Annotated in this window: 10 protein-coding genes; 5 read left to right on the top strand and 5 right to left on the bottom strand. The window is 48.3% G+C overall.

Annotated features, from left to right (window positions below; translation table 11 throughout):
* The first annotated feature begins 566 nt into the window (after positions 1-566).
* The 4 genes from AABK39_RS23120 to AABK39_RS23105 all read left to right on the top strand — a co-directional run bounded on the left by AABK39_RS23120 (position 567) and on the right by AABK39_RS23105 (position 7,631).
* Positions 567-2,588, top strand: coding sequence for a sialidase family protein (locus tag AABK39_RS23120; protein ID WP_338395378.1), 2,022 nt, complete (start codon positions 567-569; stop codon positions 2,586-2,588).
* Positions 2,589-2,827: 239 nt separating this feature from the next.
* Positions 2,828-5,950 carry a beta-galactosidase, LacZ type gene (gene lacZ, locus AABK39_RS23115; RefSeq protein ID WP_338395377.1) on the top strand — a complete coding sequence of 1,041 codons (3,123 nt, stop codon included), beginning with the start codon at positions 2,828-2,830 and terminating at the stop codon, positions 5,948-5,950.
* Between the two features lie 280 nt (positions 5,951-6,230).
* Positions 6,231-6,821, top strand: coding sequence for a helix-turn-helix domain-containing protein (locus tag AABK39_RS23110; protein ID WP_338395376.1), 591 nt, complete (start codon positions 6,231-6,233; stop codon positions 6,819-6,821).
* A gap of 384 nt (positions 6,822-7,205) precedes the next feature.
* Positions 7,206-7,631: a hypothetical protein gene (locus AABK39_RS23105; protein WP_338395375.1), complete on the top strand. Its 426-nt coding sequence runs from the start codon at positions 7,206-7,208 to the stop codon at positions 7,629-7,631.
* Positions 7,632-7,745: 114 nt separating this feature from the next.
* Here AABK39_RS23105 and AABK39_RS23100 read toward each other — a convergent pair whose 3' ends face one another.
* The 5 genes from AABK39_RS23100 to AABK39_RS23080 form a co-directional block, all read right to left on the bottom strand.
* Positions 7,746-8,819 (bottom strand): IS701 family transposase, encoded by a 1,074-nt coding sequence (locus AABK39_RS23100; RefSeq protein WP_338392425.1) that lies wholly within the window; start codon positions 8,817-8,819, stop codon positions 7,746-7,748.
* 87 nt (positions 8,820-8,906) lie between these two features.
* Positions 8,907-10,037: a 6-bladed beta-propeller gene (locus tag AABK39_RS23095; RefSeq protein WP_338395374.1), complete on the bottom strand. Its 1,131-nt coding sequence runs from the start codon at positions 10,035-10,037 to the stop codon at positions 8,907-8,909.
* Between the two features lie 454 nt (positions 10,038-10,491).
* A complete protein-coding gene (locus tag AABK39_RS23090; RefSeq protein WP_338395373.1) occupies positions 10,492-12,015 on the bottom strand; it encodes a RagB/SusD family nutrient uptake outer membrane protein in 1,524 nt (507 codons plus the stop codon).
* Positions 12,016-12,044: 29 nt separating this feature from the next.
* Entirely contained in the window at positions 12,045-15,089 is a 3,045-nt protein-coding gene (locus tag AABK39_RS23085; protein ID WP_338395372.1) for a SusC/RagA family TonB-linked outer membrane protein, read from the bottom strand.
* A 236-nt stretch (positions 15,090-15,325) separates the two neighbouring features.
* Positions 15,326-16,492, bottom strand: coding sequence for an alkaline phosphatase (locus tag AABK39_RS23080; protein WP_338395371.1), 1,167 nt, complete (start codon positions 16,490-16,492; stop codon positions 15,326-15,328).
* Positions 16,493-16,692: 200 nt separating this feature from the next.
* Here AABK39_RS23080 and AABK39_RS23075 point away from each other — a divergent pair, with 200 nt between their 5' ends.
* The gene (locus tag AABK39_RS23075; protein ID WP_338395370.1) at positions 16,693-20,730 is read left to right on the top strand and encodes a hybrid sensor histidine kinase/response regulator transcription factor; all 4,038 of its coding nucleotides are present in this window, start codon (positions 16,693-16,695) and stop codon (positions 20,728-20,730) included.
* The last annotated feature ends 44 nt before the right edge of the window (positions 20,731-20,774 follow it).

Raw genomic sequence — 20,774 nt, 5'->3', positions numbered from 1 at the left:
AAATCATATCACGAACACAGTAACTTCAAAACACCAAGATCAATTTTATAGATTTCAGAATGGTTTTCGCCGCTATTACTTCGCTTAAATAATTTTATAAATATTAAAAATATATAATTGATGAATCAGATTTCATATCTAATGTATGCGGTCATTTCCCGGGGCAACAGGAAAGTAGGTTGAGCTCTAACTTATAATCCTTCCCATTAAAGCAGAAGAGAAATCCTACCTTCAAGTCTTATAGAATGGAGCTACTAATTATAGCCATATTTGCTATTAAAAATCCATTGATACTCTTTCAGATTAAAACATCAGAATGATTCCGTAAATCATTGTTATTATATATGCCCAGTTTTACATTTGTATAATATTGTGCATTTCTCTCAACCATGCGTATTTGCATTTATACTATGGGCTAAAGAGGCACAAATACTCTTTCATAATTTATAACTGTGATCCACTTCGTAGGGTAATCCCGCTGGGTCTCGCTTTTAATCCAATAGGTCTTCAAACGCACTTTATCGTTCGGGCCTGTAACTCTCACTTTCAAATTTTAGGCAACGCCTATGAAAAAGATTTTCATTTTTCTCTCTCTGCTGGCCGGTATTGGTTGCTCATCTCCCAAAACCGTCCCCGTACAATCCGATTTTGAAGCACTGAAGCCCGGAAAGCTTCGTGAGTTCGCTGACAATTCGGGCAAATGGAAAATGCTCGACGATTTTATCCATCCGGTTAATTGGTCGGTGGCTTCCGGTAAATCCGCATTATTGTTTCCTAGCGGTAAGGAAAAAACGCTCGAATTCGTACCAACAACTCCTCAAGAGTGTTACTCTTTGGGATTCACCGCCCGGCGATTGGTCAACAAAGGCCCCTTTTCTGTCGATGTGCTCTGCCACGACGGAAAAAAATGGAACACCGCCGGGCACGTCGGCGACGAAATGCAAACGGGTTTTACCGACTATATTTTCCCCTTAACCCAAAGGGTGGAGAAAGTCCGCTTTGTAGTAACCACACCAAGCGGTTCCGGCGTCATCATCGACGACTTCTTTATGCTCCGCAACTCGCCTATGCAGATTGATTCCGTTAGCGTTACGCATCACCAAGTGCCTGTATTAAAGGGCAAGGCGACTAATAATCTCGGTCTTATAACCGTCTATACCCAAGGTGTAAAAGAAGTGCGAAAAATGACGGAATTGGCCATTGAGCTTACTGAGCCTACCCGTCTGGAAGATATCGAGTCCATGGCGCTTTATTATTCCGGAGTTTCGGCCCGTATGGATGGCGCTAAGCTTTTGGCTTCAGCTCCCACCCCGGCAAAAAGCTTGGCTTTCGCTTGCGACCAAGAACTTCGGCACGGCAAGAACCATTTCTGGATCAGCGCCAAGCTGAAAAATAATGCCGATATTCTACATAAGATAAAGGTAAATGTCACTTCCGTAAAGCTGGACGGCGACGCTTTTGATTTTTCCGAAAATAAAAAACACCAACCTCAACGCCTCGGTATCGCCATAAAGCAGGCGGGCGAAGACGGTGTGCCGATCTACAGAATCCCCGGATTGGCCACAACCAATAAAGGAACGCTTATAGCCGTTTACGATGTCCGACGCGACGTAATCAAGAACATGAGTTCCGACCTGCCCAACCCTGTGGACGTAGGAATGCAACGTAGCGAAGACGGCGGAAGGACTTGGAGCCCGATGCAAGTGGTCATGGATATGGGCAACGACGACGAGGAAGGCGCTTTCGGAAACGGCATCGGCGATCCGGCCATTCTTGTTGACAAAACAACGGGAACCATCTGGGTAATGGCCACTTGGAGCCACGGCGACAACGCTTGGGCCGGCTCCGGCAAGGGCCTCACCAAAAAGGAAACCGGCCAGCTCATTCTGGTAAAGAGCGACGACGACGGAAAAACTTGGTCAAAACCGATCAACATCACCCGCCAAGTCAAAAAACCGGACTGGCATTATCTACTGCAAGGACCGGGAAGGGGCATCACGATGAAAGACGGAACGATTGTCTTCGCAGCGCAATACCAGGACGGCACCAAGAAGCGGATACCGTTCTCGACAATCATCTACAGCAAAGATCACGGCAAGACTTGGAAGATCGAAAACGGTCCGTTGGCCAATACCACCGAAGCCCAAGTGGTGGAACTGGAGCCCGGCACCCTGATGCTGAACATGCGCGACAACCGCAACCGCGGAGAAAAAGGCGACAAAAACGGGCGAGCGATATTTATAACAAAAGATTTGGGCAAAACCTGGACCGAGCATCCTACATCGCACGGGGCGCTGAAAGAACCGACTTGTATGGCCAGCCTTCACAAACAAATTCTCGGAGGCAGGGAAGTGCTGTATTTCTCAAATCCGGATTCGAAATACAGCCGTGACCATATCACCATAAAAGCCTCGAAGGACTTCGGTAAGACTTGGAAAAAAGAGAACCAAGTCCTGCTCGACGAACTTAGAGGGGCCGGTTACTCTTGCCTCACGGACGTTGGCGAGAAATACGTCGGAATTCTCTACGAATCCAGCCAAGCGCATTTGATTTACCAACTTATCCCCGTCTCGGAAATTCTCAATTAACGCATACCTCCCCCGCTTCCGGCGTTCCGGAGGCGGGGGAACCTTTTTCGCTTACGGGTACTTTTTCATTTTCCGTCTCGAAAACGCCCCCCTTCCCCCGTTCCGAAAACGTTATCTTGGAACGCTCAGGCCCGGAATCGGATAAAAAAACGTAAATTCCGATAGCGACAATTCTCGCCGTCCGGGGCTTTTACACATCACTTATTTTTTTCCTGGATCACATCGTAAACCAATATAAGATGAGACACTATTTTCTCACATTGTTCTGTCTTTTCGCTTCTATAACTATGGCCAGCGCTCAAGACAAACAGATTCCCGATTGGGAAAATCCGGAGGTATTCGGCATAAACAAACTTCCTCCCCACGCGCAGTTCACGGTTTATGACCAAAAGAACGACGCCTTGGCCGACAAGCCAGAGAAATCGCCTTATTACAGATCTCTGAACGGCGTCTGGAAATTCAACTGGGCAAAGAACCCCGACTCGCGTCCCGCAGATTTTCACAAAACGGACTACAATACCACCAACTGGGCCAATATAGAAGTGCCCTCAAACTGGGAACTCAAGGGTTTCGGCGTGCCGATTTACACCAACATCACTTACCCTTTCCCTAAGAATTTGCCAAACGTAGACCACGCTTATAATCCCGTAGGCTCATACAAGCGCAAATTCACCGTACCCGCCGACTGGAACGGCAAGCAAGTAGTAATCCACTTCGGCGCCGTGCGCTCGGCCATGTACCTTTGGGTAAACGGCCAGAAAGTAGGCTACAGCCAAGGCAGCAAGACTCCGGCCGAATTCGACATCACAAAATACCTGAAAAGCGGCGTAAACGACTTGGCCGTGGAAGTGTACCGCTGGTGCGACGGCAGTTACCTCGAAGACCAAGACTTCTGGCGCCTGAGCGGCATCGACCGCGACGTGTTCCTGACGGCCTGCGCGCCAATCTCCATCCGAGATTTTTTCGCCAAGACCAACTTGGATAACACTTACACCAATGGTCTTTTCGATCTTGATATCGAACTTAATAACACCGGCAAAAGATCGGGATCGGTGGCCGTTAAAGCCGAGATCGTTTCCCCTGCCGGAAAAACGGTTTATACCGCTACCCGCAAAGCCGGCGTAAGACCCGGAAAAAGCGCCAAACTCCGCTTCAAAACCAAGCTCCCGAAAGTAATGGCATGGAGTGGCGAGTACCCGAACCTCTACACCCTCACCCTTACGTCGGGCGAAGGAAAGAACAAAGAGGTGATCTCGCAAAAGATCGGTTTCCGCAAAATTGAAATCAAAGGCGGACAACTGCTCGTCAACGGCAAGGCCATTTTGGTAAAAGGCGTCAACCTTCACGAACACGACGAACGTCTGGGCCACGTAGCCACCCGCGAGCGCATGATCAAGGACTTGGAAACCATGCGCCAGCACAATGTAAACGCCGTGCGCCTGAGCCACTACCCTCACGACCCGCTATTCTACAAGCTCTGCGACGAATACGGATTCTACCTTGTCGACGAAGCCAATATCGAATCGCACGGTATGGGCGCCGAGCATCAGGGTTGGGTAAACAAAGGCGAGCACCCCGCTTACCGCGAAGAGTGGAAAGCCGCTCACCACAGCCGTATCCAGCGCATGTTGGAGCGTGACAAAAACCACCCGTCGGTAATCATCTGGTCTATGGGCAACGAGTGCGGCAACGGCCCCGTGTTCTACGAAGCTTACGACTGGCTCAAGCGCCGCGACCCTAGCCGTCCGGTATTGTTTGAGCAAGCCCGCGAAAACCGCGATACAGATATCGTCAGCCCGATGTACCCGCTGATCAGCTGGATGGAGGAATACGCTTCGTGCGAAAAGGTGGAGCGCCCTTATATCATGTGCGAATACTCGCACGCCATGGGCAACAGCAACGGTAACTTTGACAAGTACTGGGAAATCATCCGCAGATCGCGCCATATGCAGGGCGGATTTATCTGGGATTGGGTAGACCAAGGCCTTCTGACCCAAGACGAAAACGGACGCCAATACTGGGCTTACGGCGGAGACTTGGGAGCCGCCCACCTTTATAACGACCAAAACTTCTGCCTCAACGGTTTGGTAAATCCCGACCGCACGCCGCACCCCGGTCTGATGGAAGTGAAGAAATTCTACCAATCGGTTTGGTTCGAAGCCGTTGACGCTACCGCCGGACGCTTCAAGGCCAAAAACGAATTCGATTTCACCAACCTGAACGAATACGGCTTCGGGTGGACCATGACCACCAATGGCCAGAAAGTAGGCGAAGGAAAGTTCAGCCTGGATATCGAACCCGGAAAGGTAAAAGAGTTTTCGATCAACCTTCCGAAAGCCGATATCCGAGGCAAAGAGGTATTCGTAAACCTGTTCGCCTACGCAAAGGGCAACCGTTCTTTCCTTCCTAAAGGACATGAGATCGCCCGCGAGCAAATCGCGCTCGACACAAAAGACTACTTCGCAAAGCTTCAGCCCGCAACCGACGCCGGCGACAAAGGCTTCAGCAAAGAAAAAGGCAAGGAGATCATTTCCAAAGACGGTTACGAGATCGTCTTCGACACCAAGTCAGGAAGCTTGGAACAAATCAGCGTTCACGGCCAAGAGATTTTCGTAAGCGCTCCCGAGCCGGATTTCTGGCGCGCGCCTATCGACAACGACTTCGGCAACGGCATGCCTAGCAAAATGAACGTGTGGCGCACCGCCGGAAAGAACCGCCAGCTGAAAAACGTAAAGGTAGCGGGCAATACCATCACGGCCGTTTATCGTCTGCCGGATGTCACCGCCGACTACACTATGACATACACACTCCTGAAAGGTGGCGCCATAAAAGTGACCGGCGTAATTACCCGCTCACCTGAAAGTCCGGAGATGCCGCGCTTCGGAATGAAGATGACCCTGCCGAAAGGCTACGACCAACTGCGCTACTACGGCCGCGGACCTTGGGAAAACTACTCGGACCGTAAACACGCCGCGCATATCGGCCTTTACCAATCGACAGTGGCCGAGCAATACGTACCGTACGCGCGCCCGCAGGAAAACGGCTACAAAACCGACGTACGCTGGGTAGAGCTCACCGACAAAGCCGGCAACGGCCTGCGCTTCGAAGGCCAACAACCGATCTGCTTCAGCGCCCTGCACAACAGCACCGACGATTTCGACGCCGGCCTGACCAAGAAAAACCGTCACGCCTCCGATATCACCCCGCAGCCTTTCGTGTTCCTGAACATCGACCTGAACCAAAGGGGCCTCGGCGGCGACGACAGCTGGAGCCGACCACCGCACAAGCAATACCGCTTGGAGGAAAACAACTACAAGTACAGCTACATCATCCGTCCGGTAGTGGGGAAAAAAGCGCTTTGATTTAGTAAAGGGTAAAAGAGTAAAGGGTAAAGAGTACAGAGTAAATTGTCCGCTTGGATAGTAATGTACCCATATACTTAGAGAAACTGGAAGGCCTCCGGATATCGGGGGCCTTTTTCATACGGAAAACCATAACGTACAGACAGGGCATGCCCTGTCTGTACATTCCTATGACATTCCAACCAAACAACAATTGCGGAAATAACCTTACGCTCGGAATTACAACCGATTACGAACGGGAACGAAATATGATCCCACACACGTAAGCCACTTACGGAAAATGGGAGCATACTATTCGCACATCAATATCTTCGAACGCCGGTTTATAGCCATAAACTACCGGGCCGGCTGGTCCGTACGGCGTATCGCCACGGCCATAAAGCGCGCGCCCTCTACCGTCAGCCGTGAACTGGCACGCAACTACTTCCGCAATACCTACGACCCGAACTTGGCTCATCTGCTGGCAACAGCCCGCATCCATTTTTATATAAACCACAACCGATTCAAGAAATCGGCGAAAATGTCCCTTAACACCAGATTCTACGAATTGCCCTTTCCCCGCACGCTTATAGCTTGGGAATCGGACTACGAGGATTATTTCCGATATAACCAAGAGGGTTTCCGCATTAAGGAAAATCGCTCCAGCTCACTGTTCCAGCTCCATGAAAAGCCAATACAGTTCTTCGATTACCTAGAGGCTATTATTTTATTGAGGGAACAGCTAAAAGAACAAAAGTCCAAACGAAGATCTATAAACCAAGAAGCCAAGATCGTTGCCATTAAAAAAGAGCCTGACACACAGAACGAATCGCCGGGTCTCCTACCAAATCAGGACAAAGACAACCCGCCCATCCGGCACTTTGCGGGATAAGTCTGTCCAAAAAGCGCTTAAATCAGCCATCCGATCCCTTATCGGCCCGTATCATTCCCATTTCTCCATAAAAAAAGGGGCTAACCTCTACACCTTTCTGTTTTCATCCCAAAATTACCAAGCATTTTGAGCTTGGAAACATCGTTTGTCCAAACTTTAAAGACTGTTGCGCTTGCTCACGTAATTTTCCAACCGAAAGTCAGTCCCAATGACAGAACCGAACTTACTCTAGACTCTTCGCTCCACTTCCAAAAAGAACTAAAGCACAGGAAAACCTACACGTCGAAAAAAATCGAGAACACCACACTCAATGCCTATCCGACCCTATAAACCAATCCAACGGATTAATTTTTGTAGAACAAAAAACAAAGCCCAGCAAACGATATGAAAAAAGGAAAACCAGAGACATCGACATCACCAAAAGGAAAATCACAGCCTATTAGCCGAAAAAACATCTCGGTACAAGATGACCGTGAGTTCCTAAACACCATCTACCTAGCCACCGGCGAACATCAGAAACAGAAAGGCCGCACCGCCGGCCTTGCTCGCTTACAAAACAAAATACTGGCCCTTGAAAGCGATATCCGCCTTTTGGGATTCCGTCTAGATTCCGAAACTGACGACTTCGAACAACGCAGACTACGCATTAACATCGATATCAGTTGCGCAAGGCTGGAATCCCTAAAATTTCAGGCGGAATTACTGTCAAAACACAACGACGACCCATTACAGATCAGCGACTCAAAAGAACTGTACCGGTCATTGGTGCAGTACCTTGAGGAAAAACATCCCGAAATCAAAAAACACTAAGCCATTCAAACAGCACACCCCGATCAGGACCAGTACTGTAATCGGGGTGTGGAGTATTACGTCTGAACTTTCGCTCTCCCTGCATTTGGGAGAGCGATTCTTAATGAATATATTTCAGGCCGACCGCAAGGCGTCAAGTTCTTCCATGGCAGCCTTTATCATCTTCAAATACAATTTTGATTTTATCGCAAAGTGATTCAGCTTCTCCTTAACCTTCAGTTTTTCCAGTTTTATGTAGGCGATCATGGAAGCGAAGATGTGGTTCAATTGGGTAATCTCCATCTTTGTGGGAGACTTGCCTAACATCGTGTTTTGCTTGAGCGACTTATGGAACTCCTCGACTTTCCACCGTTTTTGGTAGATCGCTACGATATCCTCGAAAGCCATGTTCTCCCCGTTGGTAACCAGCCATTGTTCCGCGGTCGACCGGTCCCTGTTTGTAAAGACTTGTTTGGCGAGCGTGACAGGAAAATCAACTCCCTTGACCCACACCCGCTTCACTTGACCGCTTTCAATAGGCGCATCCGAAACGTGAATGAATTTGCCCTCGTTTTTGTCCTTTTCGCTCATTGCTATATTCCTGTTGCTCTTCAGCGGGCAAACGAAAACCTTCTTGAGCTTGTAATGAATATACTTCAGCGTATCGCTGGCGGTGAACCACGTATCGAAAAGAATGTACCTGAAAACCAGTTTGTTCAGAAAGTTTAGACGGTGTAAAACTTCCAGTACCATCTCATTTTTCGTTTTCTCGCTTTTACGCTTTTCCTTCCCGTTCTTGTCTATGTATTTCACCGTCTTGTGGACGATCTCATAAGCGACCGGACAGTTAACCGTTTGTCCTTCCACGGTATTGCTCAGAAGAAAGTTAAGGGAGTTGATCCCTTTGACCGCTTTGCCTACAGTATGGTCGAAATGATAAGCTACGATGTCGTTTTCCGAGGAATGAGGCTTGTGGACAATGCAATCGTCGATACTCAAAACCGCCTCTTCGCCCTCAATACTCCTGGCGAAAGACTTCACCTCTTTCCAAAAAGCCTTTTGGTCCATGTCCGGTTGCTTGAGGAGGTCGCTGAAATAATCATGGGGAATCTGATTGTCCAAAGATGCTGAGAGCCCTGTTGAGGTGGCTTGCCCTCGACTGGCAATAAGATAATCCGTGTATAATTCAAATCCGTCTCTCCTTTTCATTTTTCAAAAATCGGTCACTTATCATATAATTTCCAAAATTGCAATAGGAAAGGCGAGCGAAAGGTCAGTTACGTTTTGAATTTCGTATTATGTCGGCTCTTTCTCAAAGCGCTTCAGCTTATATAGTACCAAAACAATATTATCCCCTTCCTCCAAGTTTCTCGCTCTCGCTTTATCTTCTTCGGGAATAATCGAACTGTCAGGAAAAGGTTTGGCACCCATTGGCGTATAATAAGAAACAAAGTAATCCCCAGCCGTCCATTGACGGAAAAACCAATTATTAGGCACTTCCACACAGCCTTTTCTACCGTTTCCTCCTTTCAATACTCCCGTTGACTTATCTCTAAATATAAGTGCGGTACGATCCTCTGTGGTAAGCCGAAAAAACTGGTGCGTGCCCACATCAGCGTATGCGCCCATATAGTAAGCGTATTCCCCTCTCTTTCGGACCTTTCGGAACTCTTCATTTTTCCCGTATACATAATGCTGGGGAAGCCGGTTGTCATTATAATCCAGAACATAGCGCGCTTTTATTTCGCTAGCGGAAGTAATCTGGAATACCGTATCCTGAAATCTGTCTGTCACATATAATTCTCCATTATTTTTATGAAAATAACTGTTCCCGTGAAAAATTACCTCTGTTGGTTTAGCAAACATCGCAACAGAATTTAGATGAAAATCCTTGTCCGTGATCTTCACCAAGTAATCAGCCAAATGTCCCATATGCTCATTCCCCTCTCTGTCCATGGACTTGAACACATAGCCATTGCCATCTGGAAGCGTTGTTAGGCCATGAAAGAAAAAAGGATAGCGCCACTGCCGAATAAATTTCCCTTCAGGGCTAAAGAATTTGAGGTATGAGTGTACATCGACAATCAACTCATTAGCCACCTCATCAAATTCAATTTTATATGCACGGCTCAGTTCCCCTGGGCCTTTGCCTTTAGGTATACGCTTTATAAAACGTCCCTTCCGGTCAAAAATAACCACCTCATTGTTCCTGCTCCCCTTTTTATCATCCATTATATAGATATGGGAATCAGTCATCTTCAGTTGGTCTATCCTAGTTAAAAAAGCTTCTTCCGTTGATTCTAATGGAATCAGGCGGACTTCCTCAATAATTTCACCGAAATCAAAGGGGCGCTTTTTCAAGAACGGATTCAAATCAATCGTCTCAACAGAGTCATTTGTAGCTGACAAAATCTTGGTGGAACCCATCTGAAGCGAAGCCACCTGCTTCTGCGTAAAACGGGAAGAATGCTCTTGGCTTTGGCCACCACAGCTCAGGATAGCTAGGGACAGCGATCCAAAAAAGAAATTCTTTAGTAATAGTTTCATTTAGCGGAATGTGTATAGTATAAAAATAAATCGAGGAACCCGGCATCGGTATATTTAGAAAAACCTTTGGGCAAAAATATTACTCCAGTAATAAGAATCCGATTAAAAAGGAACCCTCGAACAGAATTCTAAATCAAAACAATACTTATTGAAATAAAGATATTTAAAGAATAACAGGCTGTCAATGACTTTATGAAAAAATTAAATTAATTCAATTTTCAGGACTTCACTAATACGTCAAAATCAAGATACGTGCATAACAAAAAAAGCCCCTTAGATTAAGAGGCTTTTCTGTTTAGATTATAAGCTATAGCTACTACAAAAGGGAACTCGCTTAGTTGCTTCCGCTACGGTCACTCGGGTATCCCGGGTTTTGCTCAAAGTCTTTCAACACGTCATATTCCCTTTGCGGAATCGGGAAAAGCGTATGGTGACTTTGGACAAAGTCTTTGGCCTCGGGATCTTTTTTCATGGCTGTCATAAAATCGCCCCAACGCACAAGGTCAAACCTGCGACGGGCCTCAAAGGCCATCTCGTAAGTCCGCTCCATCTTGATGGCTTCGCGGATTCCGGCTTGGTCCGTAGCCGTTATCGCAGGCATCCCTACCCTGTCGCGCACTTTGTTCAATGCCTGCAAAGCCGCCGAGCTTCCGGGATTGGCCTCGTTTTCCGCTTCGGCGTAAACCAACAGCATCTCACCATAGCGATAACCCGAAAGGATATTGCCCTTGCGTCGGCTGTCGTCTTTCCAGTTTTTGGCCGGAACCCCAGTGTTTTCCGGCGCGGCGAACTTCGCTATCATCGGCACCCCTTGGTAGCTCCATTCGTCCATGGTTACCAGCTTCACCTGTTCTCCGGAAGAATTCACATCCCAGATTTCCGTCATAAACGTCGCCGCTTTTCTTGGGTCTGCGTCATCGAAGATATCCATTACGCCTTCCGTCACACCGAAGTTGCCCCAACCGTCTTGGGTACCTATGCCCCCAAATCGGCAATTAACGGCGTGTATAGTTCTGTGGCTCAAGATAGACCAGATATGCTCGTTGCTGGTTTTGTTCTCCACTTTGAACAGTTCGGCGTATCCGCCTTCTATAAATCCGTATCCACCTTCGTCCAACAATTCCTTGGCCTTCGTTGCCGATTTAGCCCAAGCCGAAGCGTCTTCCAGAGGTTTGCCGGCTTGCGTCAGATATACGTTACTCAACAAAGCTTTTACCGCCCATTTGGTTGGGAAAGAAGTTCCTCTCTTCGAGCTGTTCCAAGAGTCGGTGAACTGCCCTTCGATGGCTTCCAGTTCAGAGGTGATAAAATCGTACACTTCTTGTACGCTATTACGCTTCAGGCCTTCAAGCTGCGCCGCGCTTTCCACAGGCTCACGTAGCAAAGCCACCCCGCCGAACAGTCGCACAAGGTCAAAGTAAGTGTGCGCCCTAAAGAAGCGGGCCGTAGCGTCGTAGTTGGCCTTATCGTCCTCGCTCATGGCGTTACCGCCGTCCTTCATTCCGGCAATCAGGTAGTTGGCGTTGGCCACAATCCGTACGCCCGATTCCCACACGTCTTCGATATCGCTATGATTGGTATCGTAGTTATAATGGTCAATCGCTATACGCGACGAGCTTCCGCTCACCGTAGAAGCGTGGTCGCTTGAGATTTCCGAGAGCAGGTAATAATCCCGGGAATAGTGGTTATTACCGGAATAGATACTCAGGATGCCGGCCACCATCAGGTCGGCGTCGGAAGAGGTTTTCACCACCGAGGGCGAAAGGAAAGACTGCGGTTCCTCCTCCAGAAAATCCGAGCACGAGAAACTGCCGAAGGCGATTGAAGCCGCCAATATATATTTTAAGCTTGATTTCATTTGTCGAAAATTTTGTTGACTGTTCCGGATCAGAAGTTCACGTTAATACCCACGGTAAAAGATTTGGCCGACGGGTAGGCTCCGAATTCGATGCCTTGGAGCAAGTTGCCGTTCTCAAGCGGGCTCTGCGCGATAGAAGAGTTCACTTCCGGATCATAGCCGGTGTAGTCCGTTATCGTTACCAGGTTCTGGGCGCTGGCGTATACCCTTACGCTTGAGATCTTGTTGTTGAACAAAGATTTTGGAATAGTATAGCCCAACGAGATGTTTTTCAGGCGGATAAAATTGCCCTTCTCCACATAATAAGTCGAGAAACTCGTGGCCGTGCCCAGCCCAACATGCGAATCACTGGTTCCTTCGCCTCTCCAATAATTATCGTAATAGTCCACCGCCTTCGGCGAAAGCGCTCCGCCTTGGTGTGTCTGAAGGCGGGTACCGTTCATTACGTCGTTCCCGAACACGCCCGTAACGAATACATTCAGGTCAAAACCTTTGTAGGAGAAGCTATTGTCCAAACCGACAATGATATCCGGAATAGGACGACCGATCACCCTTTGGTCGGCGGAAGTGATTTCTCCGTCGCCGTTCAGGTCCTTGTATTTCGGCCCGCCCACCTCGGCGCCCGGGCCCGGGAGGTTGGCCACTTGGTCAGCATTTTGGTAAACCCCGTCGAATTCATATCCCCAGAAAGTGCCGATCTCTTCCCCTTCGATAAGGCGAACGACGTTTTTCAATCCGTTGAAATTCGGGTCGATAACCAGCTCGGTCTCATCGCCAAGATCCACTACCTTATTTTTGTTGAATGAAATATTGAAGTCGGTATTCCAAGTGAATTCGCCCGTAATGTTCCGGGTTCCGATTTCGAATTCCCAACCGGTATTCTCCACCACTCCGATATTGTCCAATATGCTGTTCACGCCGGCCAACAAAGGTTGCGGACGCTCAAAAAGCAGATCCTCGGTACGCTTTTTATAATAGTCGGCCGTAAACGAGATACGCCCTTCCAACAACTCCAAGTCAATACCGATGTCAGTCTGTGTGGTCGTTTCCCAAGAAAGGTTCGGATTCGCCAAACGCTTCAGCTTCGCCGATACCGACGGGGAAGTTCCGTCCAAAGAGCCTGAGTTGTTCAACGAAGGCAATGACGAGGATGCGAAAGTCTGGAACGGAGGGATGGCCTGGTTGCCGACCTGTCCCCAGCTGGCACGGAACTTCAGCGAAGAAACCGAAGTGATATTCTGGAAGAAAGGCTCATCGCTCACACGCCAAGCCACGGCCGCCGACGGGAAGAATCCGTATTTGTTGTTATCTCCGAATACCGAAGCGCCGTCATAACGTCCGCTCACGGTCACGATATAACGTCCGAGATAATTGTAGCTCAAACGGCCGATATACGAAAGCATCGAGCGCTTGTAGGTCGTACTTGAGATATCACGGTTTTCCGGATCCGCCAAGTCCACTTGATTGTACGAGTTACTTTGGGTAGAAAAGTCCCGGCCCGTCAAGCTAAAGCGGAAATATTCCTCTTGTTGCGCGGTGAACCCAGCCAACGCGCTCAAGTCGCCCTCACCGATTTTGGTTTTGTAAGTCAAAACCGTTTCCGAAAGCCAGTCCGAAATCTCCGAGTTCGAAAGCGTGGCCGTACCGCCGTCAGACTCCAACAGCTCGCTTGTGGCGAAGAAGCGTCTTTCGGCGTTGTCCATTTTGTAAGAAAAACGGCTGTTCACCGCCAATTGGCTGGTGATATTGTAGTTGGCAAACATAGAGCCTTGCAGATAATCCACCACGCGGTAGTCTTCGCGTTCATTCACCAAAGCCAGCGCCGACTCGTTAGCTCCACCCAATCCCGGAAGGGCGGTGTTGTAATTGCCATCAGCGTCATAAGGCGTAAGAATCGGCGACATTCCGATCACGGTTCTTGAGATACCACCACCCGACGATCCGCCGAAGGTATTGACCTTGGCGCTGTTCTGGCCGGATCGGGCGTAGTAAAAGTTCAGTCCGAAAGTCAATTTGTCGGTAATGTCTTGGTCAAGGTTCAGACGCACCGAAGTTCTTCTGAAATCCGAATTTTTCACGATACCGTCTTGGTCCAAGTGCCCAACGGATACGGCATAACGTGTTTTGTCAGATCCGCCCGCCAAGTTTACGTTATGGCTTACCATCGGTGCCGTACGATAAATTTCGTCTTGCCAGTCAGTGCCTTCGCCCAATCCCGCAGGTTGGCGCATCGACTCCGAAATATTGTCCACTCCCCTGTCGATGGCGTCGTTGATCATCTCCGCAGATTGCTCGGCGTTAGTCAAGTCCAGCTTATTACGAACGGCGCTCCAGCTCATATAGCCCGAATACGAAACTTGCGGCGCACCGGATTTTCCTCGCTTAGTGGTAATAAGGATAACACCGTTCGCACCCCTAGAACCGTAAATGGCCGTAGACGAAGCGTCTTTCAGAATCTCCATGGATTCGATGTCGCTTGGGTTGAGCTGTTCCAAAGAACCGCCGATTACACCGTCCACGATCACCAAAGGTTCCGAATCGCCTTGGATAGACGAGGTTCCCCGGATTCTCATGCTTACGCCTCCGCCGGGCTGGGCGTTGGCGTTGTTTACGTACAGGCCGGAGCTTCTTCCCTGAAGCAACTGGTCTGGGCGGGTAGCCGGAATGTTAGCGATGTCTTCGGCTTTTACCGAGGTGAGCGAACCACTCAAGTCACGCTTTTTCTCCATGCTGTAACCGATGGTCACCACTTCATCCAGACCGATGATATCGCCTTGCATCACAATCTCGAAAGTAGTCTGGTTACCCACGGCAACCTCTTTAGTGGCCATTCCGAGATAGGTGAACACCAAAATGTCAGCGCCCTTCGGCTGGTCGATTTTAAAAACTCCGTCTACATTAGTAACGGTCCCTACCGTAGTCCCCTTAAACCCGATCGACACTCCCGGTATCGGTTCCTTCGCTTCATCGAGAACTTTTCCCGACAATGTCTTTTTCTGGGCCTGAAGGCTAAGAGCTCCAAGACAGAAAACGACTGTCAAAATGAAAGAAAACAGATGGTTGATGTTTCTCATTTATAGTTAATTATTGGTGAAAAATTATTTCATCGAATTAGTTTTCCCGCCCAATTCGCATTTGAAAAAATCTATGGTAAAAACCCGCGCCATATTTCTTAAAGCGACCTCCCAACAAAACCAACAACACCTATCTCTCGCTACTATCTATACTTTATCATTTACAAAAGGCTTGGGAGTGATAGCAGAGTCCACCACACATCTCCCAAACCATTTCACACACATTTATTGCCCTTTTACAGCATCTTCAATGCTTCTTTTATCTTTTTGTGGATATCCGTGTTTTCCATAAACCCGGTGAATTTCTCAGCCCCAGGGCCAAAAGCGAATACCGGAACAGGAATACCCGTGTGTTTGCCGTAAACGAATTTGGCTTTCACCATTCCCGTTTCCATATCTCCACCGGTATTTGCCATACCGCCAGTCTCATGGTCGGCGGTTACGACAATCAAGGTTTCCCGGTCTTGAGCCGCATGCCTCAACGCCACGCCTATGGCTTGGTCGAAATCAAGCATCTCCTTTACGGCGAAAGGCGTCTTGTTCTGGTGGCCACCCGCGTCTATCTTGCTTCCTTCCACTACCAACACGTAGCCGTCTTTGTCCTTTTCCAGTTTATTTATCGCATACTCCACCGAGCGAGAGAGCATCATTCCCCTTTCGGGATAATGAGGCACATGCATATCAGCGAAGAGTCCCACAACCGGACCAGCACCGTGCTTTTCCAGTTCGTCTACAGAATAGGCCACCTTTACGCCCCGGTTCCGCAAAGTGTCCGACAGGTTTATGCCGTCTGTCCTCCCTTCGAAATGCTTACGGCCACCGCCTACGGCTACGTCCACCCCACTGTCGACAATGTCCCAAGCGATTTCCTCGTACATTTTCCGGTGGGCCTGATGGGCCATAAACGCCGCCGGCGTAGCGTGATTGATCAACGATGTCGTCACCACACCAGTCATCATTCCTCTATCTCTGGCATCCTCCAAAATATTCTTGGCGGGCCTTCCGTTTTTGTCCAGACCGATAGCGTGGTTTTTCGTTTTCTTTCCGGTGGCTATCGCCGTACCTCCAGCGGCTGAATCGGTAACATAATCATCCGCCGATTGGGTCTTGGAAAACCCGCAATAACGAAAATTCTCCAAATACAGCTCGCCTTTGTTGGCTGTCATCCCGGCAAAAACTTGGGCTATGCCCATGCCGTCACCAATCATGATGATCACGTTCTTGGGACGCTTCTTGAATTTCACGTTTTCATAGCGCTCCACTTTATGAAACATCCCTCCCTCAAAGGTCTCGATGTAAGACCTCTTTTTAGGATCCCGATATTCTTCTTGGGCAAACGCCACATTGGCGGACAAAAAACTAATCGCTCCCAGCAAAAGGGACGATTTCCAAACCTTACACATACACAACAATTTTATAGCACAACAAAAAAGCGTCATAGATTCGGTGCCAAACATAGCGGTCAATGTGCGGAGTCTGCTACAGCGGAAGTCGCGAAAAAGGCCACAATAGTCGCGTTATAGCGTATATGTCGCATCCATACGACCTGTGTGTCATGATTAAAGGGACATGAATTCGTATTTTGCGGAAAAATAGACGCGCTATGCTCCGGACCTTTATCTTTTTCCTTACTTGTTGGCTAACCTTCGTTGCGTCAAATGCGGAGGAGATCACTTTTCGCCGAATAACACCGCCCGGCGGGCTAAGCTTTCAGGGGATTCGGGATATTGACAAAGACAAATCCGGCACCGTTTGGGTAAGCTCGGAGCATGGGCTTTTCAGGTTCGATTCCGAAAACTTCAGACACTACCGTCACATCAAAGGGCAAGAAGGCTCATTGCCCGACAATGACCTGACAAAAATAAAAGTGGACAGAAACGGAAAACTCTGGATAGGAACCGACTGCGGACTGGTTGTATACGACCACACTACAGACAAATTCGAAACCAAATTCAAATGCCTAATACCCGAAGATGTTTGGAAATGGGAAAGCCGAATAATCAAAGCCCTCGAAGAGGATCACAAAGGTCAGCTGTGGGTCATTTTTAACTTTAGGCTTTTCAAGATCAATGCGGACAGAAGCTCCTGCGAGGAAGTTTACGTCGATAACATTGAGGCATTAAGTTGCCTTTTTTTCGACCAAACAGGAACGGGGTGGATAGGCACAAAGAGCGGCGCCATCTTTTCGTTTGATCCCGACACCAAAGAATTCGAAAAAATATCGGACGGAAAGGGCCACGAACTGCGTACCATCTATGCCAAAGGCCAACACCTTTATGCGGGTTATATCTCGGACGGCGTGTCCAAACTTACCCGGCAGGGAAAAGTGGTCAAGCATTATACTTACCCGCAATCAAAACAGTGGGATATAGACAAAGCCAGTATCCGGGCCATCACCTCAGACCACCAGGGGCGAATGTGGTTCGGAACTTTCCAAGGCCTTTATGTCGAGGAAAATGGTGAGCTTACCCGTTACTCTCCAGACTCCGCCCCTGGGTTGACTCACAATTCAATACGTTGCTTTTATATAGACAATGAAAATGGGATCTGGATCGGCACTTGGGCCGGCGGTATCAGTTATTCGCACCCCGCCGACAACAATATCACAACTTACTGGAACAATGGGAAAAAAGGGGCCCTCAATAACAACATAATATCCTCCTTCGCCCAATTCGACGACAAAGGCATTTATGTCGGCACTGAAGTGGGAGGGATCAATTACCTTGACTTTTCCACCCACAAATTTCGCCATATCCCCCTTAGCGAGAATACGCCGATGGCCATCAATATAAAGTCATTGAGGGCCGGACCGGAAGGAAGTCTTTATGCCGGGACCTTAAACGGCCTTTTTATTCGAAAAAACAAAGGCGATAAATTCAAGCATTTTACCGAAGGTCCTTCGGACGGGCTACACCTCCCCGGTAAGGCCGTTTATGACGTTTATCCCGTTGACTCCGGCGCTTGGGTAGTGGTTTTTGGGAAGTCGGTATGTTTTTACAATAAAAAGACGGAACGGATTTCGTATTGGAAAGACCTGTTTCCGAAACTAAAACTCAGAAACAAAGCCGTCCGCCACCTGATGCGAGGCAGCAAAGGGAATCTCTGGATTTCGTCCCGAAACGGCGTTTACCGGATTAATCCAAAAGATCCCGAAAGCTTCACGCTATTTGCCGATCCAGACTACAAGTCCAGCAATTATTTTTGCTCTTTCGAAACCTCCGCCGGACTAGTTTTATTCGCCACAAAATCCAGCGGCGTAATCGTATATGATCCCGATTCGGAATCGTTGGTCGAAAACGATTTGAGCAAATCAATATACGGGTTTGAGGTATACGCCATCACGGAAGACAATCACAAACATCTATGGTTCAGCACGAACCAAGGGATTCTCAGATATAATCCGGAAAGAAAGAAACTCCGCCACCTCACGGAAACGGACGGCCTTCAGGGTAATATATTCAACCCGCAAGCCGTTTTTAAAGACCGTTCCGGAAAACTTTACTTCGGCGGAACCAACGGATTCAATGTAATCGATCCCAAAGCGCTGAAAATCAACACCCGGCCACCCCAAATTATCTTCAACCGGATTTTGATCAACAACAAAAGCGAGCGCAATTACTTTTCGCTACTAAACAAAGAGGGGCAAGCGAGCCTAAACCTTGCTCACGACGAAAACTCGCTAAGGCTAGACTTCTCCGCCGACAATTACTTGCTTTCGCCCAAAAACAAATTCCGCTATCGCCTACTGGGCCTTTCCAACGAATGGATTGACGGACAAACCGAAGGCACGGCCGTTTTCACCAACCTCTCCGACGGTTCGTACACCTTCGAGGTTCTGGCTTGCAACAACGACGGGATTTTCAGCGACTCGCCAGCCCGAATATTCATCGACGTCGCCGTACCCACTTGGCGCTCCGCAAACGCTTTTATCCTTTATACAATTCTCTTTTCCATAATTTGCTTTCTGATTTTCAGATCGGTAAAAGACAGGCAGAAACTGAAAAAACAAATGCTGATCAACGCCATCGAGCATAAAAACAAAGAGGATCTCCATGAGCTAAAGCTTCGTTTTTTCACCAATATTTCCCACGAATTCCGCACACCACTTACGCTAATCACCAGCCCGGTAAAACGACTTTTGGAGGACACGAGCCTTACCCCAAAGTCAAAGGAATATTTAATGGTAATTGACAGAAACACTAAGCGGTTACTCGGTTTGGTAGACCAAATTCTGGATCTGAGAAAATCCGAGAAAGGAAAAAACCTACTGGAAGTGGCCAATATCAACCTGCGTGAATTTGTCTACGAAAGATATCTAGGCTTTGAACAATCGGCCAAAGACAAGAATATCCGATACGAGTTCCAAGACGAAACGCCTAAGGTAACAGTAGTGGAAGCCGACGCCGAGAAACTCGATAAAATCGTTTACAATCTCCTGTCAAACGCCTTCAAACATATTTCCGAAGGCGACAACATAACCGTAACCGTGGCCAAAACGCCATCGAAAAGCGGGAAAAAATACGCCAACCAACTCCGTTTCGGACAAGTGGATACCAAAGACTTGGTGGAAATCACGGTATCCGATACCGGCAAAGGCATCGCCAGCCAAGACCTTATCCGGATTTTCAACCGGTTCGAGCAAGGCGAAAACAGATCCGACGGATCTGGAATTGGCCTTTCCATCTGCCAAGAATATACCTTCCTTCACCGCGGGGATATTACGGCCAAAAGTTCTCCCGGAAAAGGATCCTCTTTCCGGATCAGGATTCCGAGATTACAGGCGGCGCAAAAAATTCTCGGGGATTCGCCAGCCGACAATGCGATCAACACCACAGAAACCAAAATTCAGGATTCCATTCCCGAAGCTCAACTCCGCTCCACATTACTTATAGTGGAAGACAACAACGACCTGCAGTTTTACCTAAACGATCTGCTTTCCGACAAACACAACATCCTGCTGGCTTCGGACGGAAAACAAGCGCTCAAACTGCTCTCCACCCACGAGGTCGATCTTGTGGTATCCGATATCATGATGCCCGAAATGGACGGTATGGAACTTTGCGAAAATATCAAATCCAACCTTGAGACTTCGCATATTCCCGTATTGCTCCTCACGGCCCTTTCGGATTCGGAAAACAAAATGACCGGCTACCGCTACGGCGCTGACGCCTATTTGGCCAAACCTTTCGACAACGAGTTCCTTTTGGTAAGGATCGGAAACCTTCTAAAACAAGCCCGGCGCCTGAAAGAAAGCTTTGGCACACCCGAAACCCAGCCCGAAAGTCAAGAAGGCATCAGCGATATCGACAACCAGTTTGTTCGGAAAATCAACAGTCTGGTTTCCGAGAATATGATAAAGGAAGATTTTTCTATAGAATGGCTGGCCTCGGAAGCTGGGCTCAGCCGTAGTCAACTTCACCGTAAGCTGAAAGGAATGACTGGCAACAGCCCATCCGAATACGTCCGGATAATCAAGCTCAAGAAAGCTGCGGAATTACTTTCTGAAGGGGAAATGAATATCGACGAAGTAGCCTTCGTTACCGGTTTTCCGTCGCATTCCTATTTTTCTAAATGCTTCAAAAACCTTTACAAGGTCAGTCCGAAGGAATTCAGAAATAAAAAAATAGAGCAAACAATATAATGAGATAAGAACCAGAAACTCGCACTGCCATCCTGAATAGATGG

The organism is Fulvitalea axinellae (assembly GCF_036492835.1).
In the GTDB taxonomy this organism is placed as follows: Bacteria; Bacteroidota; Bacteroidia; order Cytophagales; family Cyclobacteriaceae; genus Fulvitalea; species Fulvitalea axinellae.
Note: the sequence above shows the minus strand (reverse complement) of the source record. Positions and strands in the feature narration are given on the sequence as shown.

What these genes read in the sequence shown, in the direction of transcription:
- AABK39_RS23095 (WP_338395374.1), bottom strand. Translation starts at nt 10,037, where the DNA reads ATGGGTTCCACCAAGATTTTGTCAGCTACAAATGACTCTGTTGAGACG.
- AABK39_RS23110 (WP_338395376.1), top strand. Translation starts at nt 6,231, where the DNA reads ATGGGAGCATACTATTCGCACATCAATATCTTCGAACGCCGGTTTATA.
- AABK39_RS23120 (WP_338395378.1), top strand. Translation starts at nt 567, where the DNA reads ATGAAAAAGATTTTCATTTTTCTCTCTCTGCTGGCCGGTATTGGTTGC.
- AABK39_RS23085 (WP_338395372.1), bottom strand. Translation starts at nt 15,089, where the DNA reads ATGAGAAACATCAACCATCTGTTTTCTTTCATTTTGACAGTCGTTTTC.
- AABK39_RS23090 (WP_338395373.1), bottom strand. Translation starts at nt 12,015, where the DNA reads ATGAAATCAAGCTTAAAATATATATTGGCGGCTTCAATCGCCTTCGGC.
- AABK39_RS23100 (WP_338392425.1), bottom strand. Translation starts at nt 8,819, where the DNA reads ATGAAAAGGAGAGACGGATTTGAATTATACACGGATTATCTTATTGCC.
- AABK39_RS23080 (WP_338395371.1), bottom strand. Translation starts at nt 16,492, where the DNA reads ATGTGTAAGGTTTGGAAATCGTCCCTTTTGCTGGGAGCGATTAGTTTT.
- AABK39_RS23105 (WP_338395375.1), top strand. Translation starts at nt 7,206, where the DNA reads ATGAAAAAAGGAAAACCAGAGACATCGACATCACCAAAAGGAAAATCA.
- AABK39_RS23075 (WP_338395370.1), top strand. Translation starts at nt 16,693, where the DNA reads ATGCTCCGGACCTTTATCTTTTTCCTTACTTGTTGGCTAACCTTCGTT.
- lacZ (WP_338395377.1), top strand. Translation starts at nt 2,828, where the DNA reads ATGAGACACTATTTTCTCACATTGTTCTGTCTTTTCGCTTCTATAACT.